The sequence below is a fragment of the Ensifer sp. GW101-20A05 genome, assembly GCF_059424735.1.
The window spans coordinates 601,374-614,625 of record NZ_JBWKZT010000002.1; the positions used below are offsets into that span (position 1 = coordinate 601,374).

The 13,252-nt window shown below is 62.8% G+C and carries 14 protein-coding genes; 4 read left to right on the forward strand and 10 right to left on the reverse strand.

Going from position 1 to position 13,252, the window contains the following annotated elements:
- Positions 1 to 12: 12 nt before the first annotated feature.
- Complete coding sequence (locus tag AC070A_RS07880; RefSeq protein ID WP_057255300.1) at positions 13 to 1,212, reverse strand: aminotransferase class V-fold PLP-dependent enzyme; 1,200 nt, start codon at positions 1,210 to 1,212, stop codon at positions 13 to 15.
- 217 nt (positions 1,213 to 1,429) lie between these two features.
- Between AC070A_RS07880 and AC070A_RS07885 the strand changes: the two genes are divergently transcribed.
- Positions 1,430 to 2,236 carry an IclR family transcriptional regulator gene (locus AC070A_RS07885; RefSeq protein WP_057255544.1) on the forward strand — a complete coding sequence of 269 codons (807 nt, stop codon included), beginning with the start codon at positions 1,430 to 1,432 and terminating at the stop codon, positions 2,234 to 2,236.
- A 15-nt stretch (positions 2,237 to 2,251) separates the two neighbouring features.
- On the opposite strand, the gene AC070A_RS07890 is transcribed toward AC070A_RS07885, so the two are convergent.
- The 5 genes from AC070A_RS07890 to AC070A_RS07910 form a co-directional block, all read right to left on the reverse strand.
- Positions 2,252 to 2,743 (reverse strand): RidA family protein, encoded by a 492-nt coding sequence (locus AC070A_RS07890; RefSeq protein ID WP_244495747.1) that lies wholly within the window; start codon positions 2,741 to 2,743, stop codon positions 2,252 to 2,254.
- A gap of 46 nt (positions 2,744 to 2,789) precedes the next feature.
- Complete coding sequence (locus AC070A_RS07895; protein ID WP_057255302.1) at positions 2,790 to 4,001, reverse strand: amidohydrolase/deacetylase family metallohydrolase; 1,212 nt, start codon at positions 3,999 to 4,001, stop codon at positions 2,790 to 2,792.
- A 3-nt stretch (positions 4,002 to 4,004) separates the two neighbouring features.
- Positions 4,005 to 4,874 carry an ABC transporter permease gene (locus tag AC070A_RS07900; RefSeq protein ID WP_057255303.1) on the reverse strand — a complete coding sequence of 290 codons (870 nt, stop codon included), beginning with the start codon at positions 4,872 to 4,874 and terminating at the stop codon, positions 4,005 to 4,007.
- Complete coding sequence (locus tag AC070A_RS07905) at positions 4,874 to 5,815, reverse strand: ABC transporter permease (RefSeq protein WP_057255304.1); 942 nt, start codon at positions 5,813 to 5,815, stop codon at positions 4,874 to 4,876. Before AC070A_RS07905 ends, AC070A_RS07900 begins: the two co-directional genes overlap by 1 nt.
- 117 nt (positions 5,816 to 5,932) lie before the next feature.
- Positions 5,933 to 7,462 carry an ABC transporter substrate-binding protein gene (locus AC070A_RS07910; RefSeq protein WP_057255305.1) on the reverse strand — a complete coding sequence of 510 codons (1,530 nt, stop codon included), beginning with the start codon at positions 7,460 to 7,462 and terminating at the stop codon, positions 5,933 to 5,935.
- A gap of 262 nt (positions 7,463 to 7,724) precedes the next feature.
- Here AC070A_RS07910 and AC070A_RS07915 point away from each other — a divergent pair, with 262 nt between their 5' ends.
- On the forward strand, positions 7,725 to 8,423 hold the full coding sequence (locus tag AC070A_RS07915) for an aspartate/glutamate racemase family protein (RefSeq protein ID WP_057255306.1): 699 nt from the start codon (positions 7,725 to 7,727) through the stop codon (positions 8,421 to 8,423).
- Positions 8,424 to 8,530: 107 nt separating this feature from the next.
- Here the strand turns inward: AC070A_RS07915 and AC070A_RS07920 are convergent, their stop codons facing one another.
- From AC070A_RS07920 to AC070A_RS07930, 3 genes are all read right to left on the reverse strand, one after another.
- On the reverse strand, positions 8,531 to 8,824 hold the full coding sequence (locus tag AC070A_RS07920; protein ID WP_057255307.1) for a hypothetical protein: 294 nt from the start codon (positions 8,822 to 8,824) through the stop codon (positions 8,531 to 8,533).
- Positions 8,825 to 9,174: 350 nt separating this feature from the next.
- On the reverse strand, positions 9,175 to 10,353 hold the full coding sequence (locus AC070A_RS07925) for an MFS transporter (RefSeq protein WP_113132569.1): 1,179 nt from the start codon (positions 10,351 to 10,353) through the stop codon (positions 9,175 to 9,177).
- A 310-nt stretch (positions 10,354 to 10,663) separates the two neighbouring features.
- Positions 10,664 to 11,080, reverse strand: coding sequence for a DUF2000 domain-containing protein (locus AC070A_RS07930; RefSeq protein ID WP_113132570.1), 417 nt, complete (start codon positions 11,078 to 11,080; stop codon positions 10,664 to 10,666).
- A 131-nt stretch (positions 11,081 to 11,211) separates the two neighbouring features.
- Here AC070A_RS07930 and AC070A_RS07935 point away from each other — a divergent pair, with 131 nt between their 5' ends.
- Positions 11,212 to 11,697 carry an Lrp/AsnC family transcriptional regulator gene (locus AC070A_RS07935; RefSeq protein ID WP_057255310.1) on the forward strand — a complete coding sequence of 162 codons (486 nt, stop codon included), beginning with the start codon at positions 11,212 to 11,214 and terminating at the stop codon, positions 11,695 to 11,697.
- 14 nt (positions 11,698 to 11,711) lie between these two features.
- On the opposite strand, the gene AC070A_RS07940 is transcribed toward AC070A_RS07935, so the two are convergent.
- Entirely contained in the window at positions 11,712 to 12,617 is a 906-nt protein-coding gene (locus tag AC070A_RS07940) for a LysR family transcriptional regulator (protein ID WP_113132571.1), read from the reverse strand.
- Positions 12,618 to 12,746: 129 nt separating this feature from the next.
- Here AC070A_RS07940 and AC070A_RS07945 point away from each other — a divergent pair, with 129 nt between their 5' ends.
- Complete coding sequence (locus AC070A_RS07945; protein ID WP_113132572.1) at positions 12,747 to 13,226, forward strand: carboxymuconolactone decarboxylase family protein; 480 nt, start codon at positions 12,747 to 12,749, stop codon at positions 13,224 to 13,226.
- Positions 13,227 to 13,252: the final 26 nt, after the last annotated feature.

Here is a 13,252-nt window from a genome sequence, read left to right on the forward strand (position 1 = left end):
TTCGGTGTCCGGTCAGTCGGGCCAGCGCAGCAGGCCGGCGAAGCGCCGGGCGTTGCGCTCGCTGAGCGAGGTGGCGATGATCTCGTTCGAGGCGCGCGCCTTGTCGAGTTCCTCGGCAAGGCGGCTTGCGACCACCTTCTCCTGGCCGGGGTGCAGGTTGCACGGGTCGAGATAGAAGTAATTGTGCTCGGCCTCGTGGTCCCGCACGATGATCGGCGGTGTGCCGCGGGCGAGCGCGTCGGCGAGATCCCAGGCGGTGATGTGGGCTTCCTGCGGGTCGATGTTGACGCGCAGGCGGTCGAGCGGGTTGTTGGTCGGATCGGCCTCGACCACCGGCTTGATGCCGGGGCGGCCGCTCAGCGTCTCGTGCCAGAGGTTCAGGTAACCGGTTTCACGCTCACGGATGCCGGCGTGGTCGCGCTTTTCCCAGGCTTCGAGTGCCGCCATCACGCCCAGCATGCTTTCCTTGCCGACCTTCATGCCGCGGCCGATGCCGAGGTTCTGCAGGAAGGTGTTGCGCACCAGGTCCTTTTTTCCGGCGACGATGCCCGAAGTCGGGCCACCCAGGAACTTGTGGCCGGAATAGAGCACGATGTCGGCGCCCTCATCGAGGAAGATGCGCAGATCATATTCCGAGGCCGCGTCGACGATGACCGGCACCCCCTTCGAATGGCAGACCTCGGCAAATTCCTTGAGCCCCAGGAGGCCGTATTGCACCACATGGTGCGAGACGACGTAGACGGCGCAGGCCGTACGCTCGTTGATCGCGCCCTCCAGATGGTAGCGATAGGCCGATGTCGCCTGGCCGACCAGCACCGGCTTGGCGCCGGCGATGCGGATTGCCTGGTCGACGGGCGCGCCGTAGCTCACCACATGGCCCATTTGGATGACGACCTCGTTCTTGAGGCCGCTGGTGTCGGGCAGGCGCTCGATCGCGGCAAGGTCGCTGCCGGTCATGGTTCCCGAGACGGCAAGGCTGATGCCGGCGGAGCAGGACGCCGTGACGAAGCCGGCTTCGGCACCCGTCAGCCGCGCGATCACGGGGCTCACCTTGCGCTGCAGGTCGTTGATCTCGACGAATTGCGGCAGTATGCCTGTCATCGCGGCGATCGCTTCCGGGACCACGATCGATGCGCCGAGCCCGGTCATCGTGCCGGAGACGTTGATAACGGGACGAAGTCCGAGAGCTTCGCGAATGTCACGGTCAGGCATAGTGGGCTCCATGTGATTTTTTGGCAGGCGATTTTCTGGCAGGCGAAACGGATAGACTATTCCGTTTTCGCGGAATATCTACCATAGTAATGAAGTATGGGTGAGGCCTTCCGCCATCTGTCGCGGCCGCCATCGAGGGCGCGGCAGCAGCGGGACCCGACACTTTCCCGGCAGTGCGCAATTCGAGCCGCGCAGGAGTTGAGCAGTGGACAAGACGATGACCGGCGTCGAGCCGAACGAGGACATAGAAACGACCGGCAAGCCGCGCCGTTCGCGCGTGAGCGGTATGGACCGCGCCTTGCAGGTGCTCGATTTCCTTTACGAGACGGGTTCCCCGAGCGGCGTCTACGCGATTGCCAAGGCAGTCGGCGCGCCGCTGTCGACGGCCTATGTGATTGTCGACGACATGGTCGAGAAGAACCTGCTCAGCCGCGATGCCGATGGGCTCGTCTGGCTTGGCGACCGGCTCTATCATTATGGCCTCGCCTATGCCCGTTCGCTCGATTTCCTCGGCGTTGCCACCCGCGAGATGCATGACCTTGGTCGGGAAGTGTCCGAAACGATCCAGCTTTGCGGTCGCGACGGCGACTACATGCAGGTGCTCGCCATGGCCGACGGTCCCGGCCATTTCCAGGTGACCTCGCGCGTCGGTACCCGTGTGCCGCTCAACTGGACGGCATCCGGTCGCCTGCTCGTCGGCCATCTGCCGGCCGACGAAAGGCTCGAGCTCTTCCGCCGCTGCGCCCGCACCTCGCCGACCGGCCGCGCCGACATCGATCCGGCGGCACTTTCCGATCAGGCCGGCAGCGCGCTTGCAGCAAGGCTGTCTATCCAGGCCGGCGAATCCGATTACGCGGTCGCCTGCGTCGCCGCTCCCATTCTCGACGACAAGGGCAATTGCGCCGCGACGATCTCCATCGTTCTGCCCGAGCAGAAGATCGTCGACGACCGGGCGTTCTACGCCGATCACGTCAGGGTATCCGCCGAGCGGATCGAGAAGATGATGGGCTGGCGCAGCCATTGATCCAACCTCCCGTCGTTAATCGTGCAGAGCGACGATCGCTTCGATCTCGACGGTGATGTTGCCGGGTAGCGACCCGAAACCCACCGCCGAGCGCGCATGGCTGCCGGCCTCGCCGAAGACATCCATCATCAGGTCCGAGCAGCCGTTGATGACGCGCGGGTGCTCGGCGAAATCCGGAACGGCATTGACCATGCCGAGGATCTTGACGATGCGCTTGACCCGCCCGAGGTCGCCCAGTGCATCGTGCATGACGGCAAGCAGGTTGATGCCGGTCAGCCGGGCGTGATCATAGGCGCTGTCGATATCGACATCGGCGCCCACCTTGCCGGCGTGCAGATGGCCATCGACTTCACGCGGGCCCTGGCCTGAGAGGTAGAGGATATTGCCTTCGCGCACATGCGTCACGAAATTGGCGATCGGCGGCGGCGCCGGCGGCAGGTTGATGCCGAGGGCCTGAAGCCGTTGATAGGGCGAGACGGCGGCAGGGCTGTCTTTTTTCTGATCCAGACTGTTCACGCGATGTCCTGTCATTTCTGTATTCTGTCGTCTCGAGTCAGCGGTAGCCGAAGCCATGGCTGTGATCGGGGCACTCGATATGCGGCGGCTGGTAGCGGTTGGCCGCGACCACCTCAGCGCCCATGACCGCGTAGCGTGGCTCGAAGAGGCGGTTGAGGTGCGCCTCCGCCCCAAGGGAATCGAAGACCCGCAGTTCCGAGTCGACGAGGTCGAAGAGGGTGAACTCGGCGCGGGCGCCGACGCTCAGGAGATTGTCCATCGGCAGGCGGATCACCGAGGCCGGCGCCTGGGTCACGGCCTCGACCACCTTTTCAAAGGGCATGCCGACGCTGAGCAGCTTCGACATGGTGGTGCCGAGATCCCAGACGGACTGGTTCATGCTGCGCAGATGTACGTCGGTGGAGATTGAGAAGGGCAGCAGTCCGCGGGCGATCGCGACTTCCGCGACGCGGAAGGAGAAGGAGGCGCCGCCATGGCCGATGTCGAGGCGGATGCCTTCGCCGGCGCAACGTTCTGCAAGCTCGAACAGGTCCTCGTCCTCGATGATGCTGGAGCCGGCCTTGCCGTTGAAGCAGTGGGTGACGATGTCGCCGGGGCCGAGGATCTCCAGCACCTCGTCATAGAGCGCCGGGGGTTCGCCGACATGCACCATCATGGGGACCTTCAGGATCTTGGCGATCTTCTTACCGAGCTTGACCGGCGTCACGCCCCAGGACCCGGTGATCATATGGCTGGCACGAACCTTCAGCCCGACGATGTGCTCGCGGTTTTCCTGGTAGCAGGCGATGATGCGGTCGATGTCGATCGAGCGGATGTCGGAGAGTTCACTGACGCGGTTGCAGGCGACAAGGCCGATCGAGCCGAGATTGAGAAACGCCTTGATGCGCTCGCGCGACGGCTCGATGATGTATTCGCGAAAGCCGTGGAAATTGGCTTCGCCGGCGGAACCCGCATCGACGATGGTGGTGACGCCGCGCTCCATGCCGCAAAGCTGCGGGCGCACGGAGATGTCGGTGCCGCCATGCCAGACATGGGCGTGCAGGTCGATCCAGCCGGGCGAGATCCAGGCGCCGTGACCCTCGACGCGACGCACGCTGCCGGATGCGTCCAGGTTCGGGCCGAGGGCCGAGATGCGGCCTCTGCCATCGACGAGTATATCGATCGTTTCGGCCGGCGCGTCCACGCCGAAGGCGACGGGTTTCACCTGCCGGATCAGGACCGGACCGGCGTCCTTGGTTGCGTTCGTCATGACTTACAGATCCTTTCTGAGGCGGGGGTCAAGCATGTCGCGCAGGCCGTCTCCGACCATCTGCAGCGACAGCACCGAAAGCACGATGGCGATGCCGGGGAAGAGCGTCACCCAGTCGGCCTGACCGATATATTGGCGACCCGAGGCGATCATCGTGCCCCAGGTGGGAATTTCCGGGCTGACGCCGACGCCGAGGAAGGAGAGGCCGGCCTCGGCCAGCATGGCATGGGCAAAGAGGAAGGTGCCCTGCACCAGCACCGGAGACAGAAGATTGCGCAGCACATGCCGCGTCATGATGTGCGGCGTCGAGATGCCGAGCGCGCGCGCCGCCTCGACGTAAGGAAGCTCGCGGATCACCAGCGTCGAGGCGCGCACCACGCGGGCGAGCCTCGGTGCATAGACGATGCTGAGCGCAATGATGACGGTGGTCAGCGATGGCCCAAGCGCGGCGACAAGCGCAATCGCAAGGAGGATGTCCGGGAAGGCCATCATCGCGTCGATGACGCGGGCGATCGGCGTGTCGAGCTTCGGGAAGAAACCGGCGAGCAACCCGAGCACGACGCCGATCACGGTCGCGAGCGTGACGACGGCAGCACCGACGAGGAGCGACAGCCGGCCGGCATAGATAGTGCGGGAGAAGACGTCGCGGCCGAATTCGTCGGTGCCGAAGAACCATTGCAGGCTCGGCGGCTGCAGCCGGTTGACGATCGACAGCTTGCCGGGCGCATAGGGCGCGATGAGCGGCGCGAAGACGGCGAGCAGCACGAAGACGGTCAGCACGATCAGGCCGAAGGCCACCGTCTTGCGCTTCAGCAGGCGGCGGACGAACTTGCGGCCCTCGCTCTCGGCGGGGACTGATACGGTGACGGTCATCAGTAGCGTACCCTTGGATCAACGAGGAGATAGAGCATGTCGATCGCGAAATTGATCAGCACGTAGAGGGCGGCGATCACCAGCAAGGCCCCCTGGATCACCGGATAGTCGCGGCGAAGCACGGCGGAGACGACGAGGTTGCCGACACCCGGCAGGCCGAAGACCGTCTCGGTGACGACGGCGCCGGAAATCAGCACGGCGGCGGTCAGGCCGATAATGGTGAGGATCGGGATCAACGCGTTCTTGAGAGCATGTTTCATCACCACCTTGCGCTCGCCAAGCCCTTTGGCTCGGGCGGTGCGGATGAAATCGTCGCCGAGCACATCGAGCATCGAAGCGCGGGTGAAGCGCAGGATCAGCGCGGAGGAAACGACGCCGAGCGCGATCGCCGGCAAGGTCAGGTGATACATGCGCTCGGTAAAGGAGGAGCCAGGCCCGCCATAGCCGGAAACCGGGAACCAGCCAAAGCGCACCGCAAACACCTGGATGAGAATCAGGCCGAGCCAGAAGCTCGGTATGCTGGCGGCGAGCATCGCAAGCGTGGTTGCCGCCTGGTCGACGAAGGAGCCGCGCTTATAGGCGGCGTAGATGCCGATCGGCAGCGCGATGGCGCAGGCGATCACGATCGAGAACAGCGTCAGGAAGAAGGTCGGCTCGGCGCGTTCGGCCAGCGCTGAGGTCACCGGCTGATTGAGGAAGATCGACTGCCCGAGGTCGCCCCGCAGCAACTGGCCGATATAATAGACATATTGCAGGCCGAGCGACTGGTCGAGGCCGAGCCGGGTGCGCAGCGCCGCAATGTCCTCCTGGGTCGCTTCCGGACCGAGCATCACGGCGGCCGGATCGCCCGGTGTCACGCGGACGATGACGAAAACGATTGTGACGACGATCGCCATGACGACGATCATGCCCATCAGCCGCTGGAAGATGTAGCGTAACATGGTGGCCTCGAACCTTTCCTGTGCGCCGCAACCGCCGGAGCGGGCAACGGCGCGCCCTTCCGGCGGGCGCCAGGCTTGTAGCCGGGCGCCCGCCGAAGTCCCTGGGAGGGTGGGAGCTTACTTCTTGATCGAAGCGTTCCAGAAATACGGCCATGGCGCCGGGGACACGCCTTCAAGCGTCTTCGACTTTGCCGAGAGCGCGTTGAAGTCGCCGATCTTGATGAAAGGCACTTCTTCGAAGATCACCTTCTGCACGTCGGCCCAGAGTGCTACGCGCTTGGCCGGATCGGATTCGGCGTTGAAGGCATCGACCGCCTTGGCGCGCGCCGGGGTATCCCAGTTGCCGGGCGCCTTGGTTGACATCATGCCGATCAGCGCCGGTTCCGGCAGGAAGGGGCTGTGGGTGATGTAGATGTCCCAGAGCGTTGGGTCGGCGCGGCGCTGCGTCAGTGTCGCCCAATCGACCACCTGCAGATCGACCGTGAAGCCGGCGAGCTTCAGATACTCGGCGGCGACCTGCGCCATCTTGTAGTGGAACTCGTACTGGCGGCTCGTCAGGATGCGCAGCGGTTCACCCTTGTAGCCGGCGGCCTTCAAGAGTTCGCCAGCCTTTTCCGGGTCGGCGATGTTGTAGGCGCCTTCGGTGCCGGCATCCGTCCGCCAGGTGAATTGCGACGGATAAAGTGCTGCATGGAGCGCATAGAAGTCGGTGCTGCCGAAGGCGGCGGCCATCATATCTTCCATGCTGAGCGAGGCGCGGATCGCCTTGCGCAGATCGAGGTTCTTGGTCATGCCGTTGCCGGAGTTCAAGACGAAGACCGGCCAGCCGAACGGCTGGAGCATGACGGGATCGGAGGCGCTCGAACCCTTCACGCGATCGAAGGATTCGACCGGCAGGGAGTCGACATAATCATACTGGCCGGAGACGGCCGCCTCGACGCGGGTGTTCGGGTCCGGAACCGGCACGAAACGGATTTCGTCGGCATACTGGTGGCGGGCGCCGCCATAGCCATTGGCCTCGCCTTCCGGCGACGTGTAGGCATCGTAGCGGGTCAGCTGGATATACTGGTCCGCCTTGCGCTCCTTCAACTGGTAGGGGCCGGTGCCGACGAAATCGGTCATCGGCTCGGCCTGCTTTTCCGAGGGAAGCACGATCGCCGCGGAGTTGTTGAAGGCGAGCAGCGAGACGAGCGGTGCGTAAGGGGTGTTGAGCGAGATCTTGACCGTCAGCGGGTCGACCGCCTCGATGCCGGCAATCGTGGTTGCCGTCTGCTTGCCGCGCGAGGCGACCTTCGTCCAGCGCTCGAGCGAGGCGACGACGTCCTTGCTGTCGAGATCGCTGCCATCATGGAACTTGACGTTCGCGCGCAGCTTGATCGTGTAGGTTTTGCCGTCGGCGCTGATCTCGGGCAGGCTGGCAGCAAGCAACGGCGTTGGCTTCCAGTCCTTGTCGAAGGTGTAGAGCGTCTCGAAGATGTGCTGCGAGATGATGCCGACGAGGTCGGCGGTCGATGCCATCGGGTCGAGCGTCGGGGGCTCCCCGACCGTCGCGACGTTGATGACGCCGCCCTTTTCCTGTGCAAAGGCAAGGGTTGCCGATGCCACGAGCGCGGTTCCGATAAGCAATGCAAGTTTGGTCGATTTCATATTCGTTCCTCCTCATATTCCATAGTTATGCTATGTCGTTCTTTATTTTGGAATATAAAAATCCACGAAACCGGAAATGTCAACCGATCGTCGTCGTCACGTCACGCAGCTTTGCGGAAAAGTCCGTTGATGGGGGCGGGAAAGGCGCTCGGCGGAGACCGGCGTTGAGCCCCGCAATTGCGTTCTGCGCCGGTCGCTGGAGCTATCGCGATGGCTCGCGATTTGTTAGCTCAGAGTCCGGTTCGAAAATGGAGCGCGCAAAGTGAAGGTCATCGGCCTGATTGGCGGCATGAGCTGGGAGAGCTCGGCCGAGTACTACCGCATCATCAACGAGACGGTTCGCGGCCGCCTGGGTGGCGTGCATTCGGCAAAATCGCTGATGTGGTCGATGGATTTCGGCGAAATCGAACGGCTTCAGCATCATGGCGACTGGCCGGCGCTGACGGAGGAGATGATTGCGGCGGCGCGGCGCCTGGAAGCTGGCGGCGCCGATTTCCTGATGATCTGCACCAACACGATGCACAAGATGGCAGCCGACGTTTCGGCGGCCGTTTCCATTCCGCTGCTCCATATCGCTGACCCGACGGCGCAGAAGATCAAGGCCGCGGGCCTGAGCAAGGTCGGTCTGCTTGGAACCGCCTTCACGATGGAGCAGGATTTCTACAAGGGCAGGCTGAAGGACACCTTCGGTCTCGATGTTCTGGTGCCGGAGGCGGACGACCGCGCCAAGGTGCACGAGATCATCTATCGAGAACTCGTCGCCGGCATCGTCAAGGACAGCTCGCGCGACGCCTATCGCGCCGTCATCGCGCGCCTGGTCGATGCGGGGGCCGAGGCGATCATCATGGGCTGCACCGAGATCATGCTGTTGATTTCGCAGGCCGACAGCCCGGTTCCGGTGTTCGATACGACTGAAATTCATGCGCTGGCTGCGGTCGACCTCGCGCTCGAAGGCGCGTGAGACGCCTAATGGCCCGCTGAGCAGCCGCCGCGGCCGGTCGAGGATAGTCATCATCGACCGGTGCAAAGTGGCAACGGCCGGCTGGTCGCCGGCCGTGGTCGTGAGCTTTAGTGCAAGGTGAACTCTCGGGGCTCGCCCTGAAACAGGCTGATCAACGCGATACCTTGCTGCAACAGAAGTTCGGCCGCCGGCAGATCGCCAACGACCAGGTCGTCAGCACAGCTGATGATGATGTTGGCGAGGCTGATCGAATTCTCTGCAAACCGGTCATCGCCGATCTCGTAGGCCTTCTCGGCCGTTGCTTCGAGTGCGTCTGCGACGAGCGCCATCATGTCCGAGCGCTCGTGGAGCGTCATCTTGTCCAGTGTCTTGGCGTCAAGCGTCTTGGCAGAAGTCTGCATGATTACCTTCCCTATTGTTCAAGCCGGAATTGGCCGCGCCGGCCGGGGGCCGGGGGAAAAGTCTACGACTGGGATGGAGTGCTGAAGGGAGCCGGCGTCGAACGCGGCTTCATCATTAAGATCGTGAATAGCGGCGCGGGATGCAAGGAATGGCTACTATGCGCCCTGCGCATGGGTCGGCGGATCGAAAGTGAAGAGGTGCCTTCGAGACGCTCATATGGGTGGTGTTCGTCGGTTATGCCAGACTCTCGTCGACCGTCAGGCGATCGGCAGCGCATTCCCGGGCGAGAAAGTCGATCAAGGTGCGAACCGACGGCAGAAGCCCGCGCCTTGAGGGATTGCCTTGGCTGTTACGCGCGGCCCACGGCTTGCTGGGCGTCCTGCGCGCTCACGCGAGCGGCCGGCTTCAAACGGCCGGTCAAAAGCAGGCTGACGGCGAGGAAGGGTACGAGCACGCCGAGACCGAAGCGCATGTCGCTGTGCTCGGCGATCAGGCCGATAAGTGGTGGTCCGAGCAGGAAGCCGAGCAGAGCGATGAAGGACAGGATGGCGACGCTGGCTGCGGCCGGTCGGTCCTTCTGGTCGGCGGCCGCCGTGACGGCGAGCGGGAAGCCGACGGAGACCCCGAAGCCCATGGCGGCAAAGCCGAACAGCGCTGCCCAGGCGGCGGGGCTTGCAACGACCAGAAACAACCCGGCAATGCTGGCGATGCCACAGGCGCGCGCAACCGCCACCGGACCGTAACTCGCCTTCAGCCGGTCACCGGCAAAACGGCCGGCTGCCACCATGAAGGCGAAGATCGAATAGCCGAAGCCGGCGCTGGCGCTGGAGAGCCCGAAGACATCGCGCAGGAAAACGGCCGACCAGTCTGCCACAGCGCCCTCGGTCATGGTGATGCCGAAGACGAAGAAGCAGACGCCGAGAAGCGCAAAGCTCGGTAGCCGCCCCCTGGACGGCGCCGCCTCTGCAGCCGCGGCCTCGCCGGTTTGGAGGAGCGGCAGCTTTCTGGCGAAAAAGACGCTGATCGGCAGCATGACCGCGGCCGCCAGCGGCACTGCCCATTCCGGCGCGACGTGGAGCGCGGCGAAGCCGACGCCGATCAGGCTGCCGGTCATGATGCCGAGACTCCAGAAGCCGTGACAGGTGCTCATGATCAACTGTCCGGAGTGCTTCTCGATCGCATCTGCCTCGACGTTGAGGCCGAGCTCGAGGGTTGCCAGCGCCACACCGACGATGGCAAGAGCGACGAAGAGCACTTCGATGCTCGAGGCCCATGTCGGCAGCCAGACCAGCGCCAGGAAAACGACGAAGCCATAGAGGATCGTGGCGCGGCCGCCGATCCAGGCGACGAAACGTCCGGCGAAAGGCAGCGTCAGCAAAATGCCGACGGGCATGCCGAGAAGCGCGATCGCCAGTTCGGCCGGTCCAAGGCCGAGCTTCTGCTGCACATCGGGGATGCGCGGCAGCCAAGCGCCGAAGGCGATCGGCTGAAGGAAGAAGATCGGCATGATGAGCCGTTGATTGGTCATGCGCATTGGTCCCCAACAGGTATCGCATCGCACGATCAACCACGGCAGCGGCGGCCGGGGTGATGTGGTCTATGAAGCAATTCTGATATTCTGAAAATCGTTTTCAGAGCTTGTCGCGCACGACAGGGGCCGTCAAGGCTAGAAAAAGTTGCCAAGCCGGAAAGCTATGTCTTTTCGGTCGAATGGGCGGGAAGTGTTGCGGATGTGTCGCCACCAATTCCGCCATTGGTCTGGTCGCGATGAAAAAAATGTACACGCCGGGCAAGGAGGCGGGGTCTAACGCCTCCCGCGCCGTTGCGGGACTTTCGCTTCATCGCAGCAATTTCAGGGATCCCGTCAGCGATTTGACCCACTTGGTGGCACTGGCCAGTCCAATGCCGTCGATCGTTTCCTCCGAGAGATCACGCTCGGGGAATTGCGTTTCATAGTCCGCATAGCTGTGCAGAGAGCGCGCAAAAGCCGGAAACGGCACGATGATGCGGTCTTCCTCTTTCGGCAGCGCCTTCAGGAGCAACGCGCCGATCGTCCTGCTGTCGGCCTGCAGGATCGGGATGGGTCGGTTGGAACTGATGTCGATCGTATTTTGATTGCTGTCGGTAAGGTGCTGATTGCCGAGAACGGGCATGGCCGCGCCGATGCCGATGGAAATCGCCGCGATGGTGTTGGCGAGATGACCCGGCGGCAGCTCCGGATTGACGATAATGGCGAGGCGGATGTCCTGAAGCACGGTGGTTTATTCCTTCTCTGTTTCTCGACGGGGAGAATAGACCGGGCCTTGAGGTAAGTTCTTTCGGATGTTGCGGAGATTTACGAATATGGGGTAGTTTCTACCTGCATTGACAAAGCATGAGGTAGGATGTGCCTACAATCTTGACGCCCGCCGATGTGAAGATTTTGACCGCGCTGCAGAATGACGGGCGCCTGAGCAACCAGGCGCTTTCGGAGGAAGTGGGCATGTCGACATCGCCCTGCTGGCGGCGCGTGCGCCAGCTTGAGGATGATGGCGTCATTCAGGGCTATATGGCTGTCCTGAACCGGAAGGAAATCGGCTTGGGAGTGCTCGCCTTCATCCGGGTGAAGATCGACAGCCATACCGAGGCGGAAGCCGATGCTTTCGCCGATGAAGTGATGAAGCTCGACAGCGTTGTCGCCTGCTACAGCATAGCCGGTGATGCGGACTTCCTTCTGCAGGTCGTTTCATCCGACCTCGATTCCTATTCGGATTTCGCCATGAAAGTGGTGCGACGGCTGCCCTGCATCAAGGAAATGCAGACGACCTTCGTGCTGAAGGAGATCAAGGCGTTCAACGGACTCCCGCTGCGCGCAACGATCGGTCAACGCTGAGCGGCGTTCCGCTGTCAGGAGGCGGACGCCATCAACGGATCTTCCTTCACTGCCTCGACAAGAAAATCGAGAACGGTTCGCACACGCAGCGGCATGTTCCGGCGCGACGGATAGACGACGCTGATCGGCAGACGCGCTGGCGGAAAGTCCGGCATCAGGTTCACCAGCCTGCCAGCTTCGATGTCGGGGCAGGCGAGGATGTGCGACAGGATCGCCAGGCCGCTTCCCGCAAGCACCGCACGGTGCACGGCCACCGCATTGTTGGCGACGAGACGCGGTGCAATGCGCACGAAGATGTCGTCGGAACCATCGGAAAAGGTCCAGGAGCGTCCGTCACCGGCACGACTGTAGCAGATGCACTCGTGGCCCCCGATCTCGTCAGGCGTTTTCGGTGTGCTCCTTCCGTCCAAATAGCCGGGTGCTGCAACGAGGAAGGCGGTCGTCCAGCCGATGCGCCGGCACATCAGGCTATTGTCCGTCACAGGCCCGAGGCGCACTTCGAGATCAATGCCTTCGCCGACCAGATCCGACGACTCTTCACGGAAGATCAACTCGACCGACAGGCCGGGATGCCGCTCGAGAAAGCCGGCGAGCCGATCGCTGACATAAAGGCCGAGGGGTGCGGGCAGGGTGAGCCGGACTCGACCGGAGACCGAGGCAGTCTCGGCACACGAGGCTTCGTTCAGGGCGTCGACCGCTTCCACCACCCGGAGCGCCATCGGGATCATGTGCTCGCCCTCGGCGGTAAGCGCCAATGCGCTCGTCGTCCGGTGAAGAAGGCGCGTGTTCAGGTGCTCCTCGAGAGCCGATACCTGCCGCGAGACCGCCGGCTGCGTCAGGTTGAGATCGAGTGCGGCGGCGGAAAACGAGCCCGTCTCCGCCACGCGCAGGAAGGCTCTCAGCGCTGAGACAATATCCATCCGGTCCCTCAAACGTTTCGGCATAAGCCTTATGCGCCGAGTGTATGACCATCGCGCTTTACTGTCCAGTAATTACGGATATCTTGTATCCATAAGGATAGATAATATCCTTAATTACGGAGCGAACCCATGACACAGCGCCTGAACTACGCACAGCATTCCCCCGAGTTCTTCAAGAAGATCTCCGACCTCAGCCTCAGCCTGAGGGACAGCGTCATCGAACAGAAGATCCACGACCTCGTGAACATAAGGGCCTCGCAGATCAATGGCTGCGCCTTCTGCGTTGACATGCATGTGAAGGAGGCAAAGATTCACGGCGAGAGCGAACTGCGTCTCTACCACGTCGCGATCTGGCGTGAATCGAACCTCTTCATCCCGCGCGAACGCGCAGCGCTTGCCTGGGCCGAGGCGGTTACGAAACTGCCCGAAGGCGGCATTCCGGACGAACTTTACGAGCGTGTACGCGGCCAGCTTTCGGAGAAGGAGATCTCCGATCTCACCTTCTCCATCATGGTCATCAATGCCTGGAACCGCGTCAGTGTCGCCTTCAAGGCCGTGCCCGGTTCGGCCGACAAGCTCTATGGCCTCGACAAGGCCGGACTGAACTAAACCCTGTTCCTGAGTGATCGAACAAC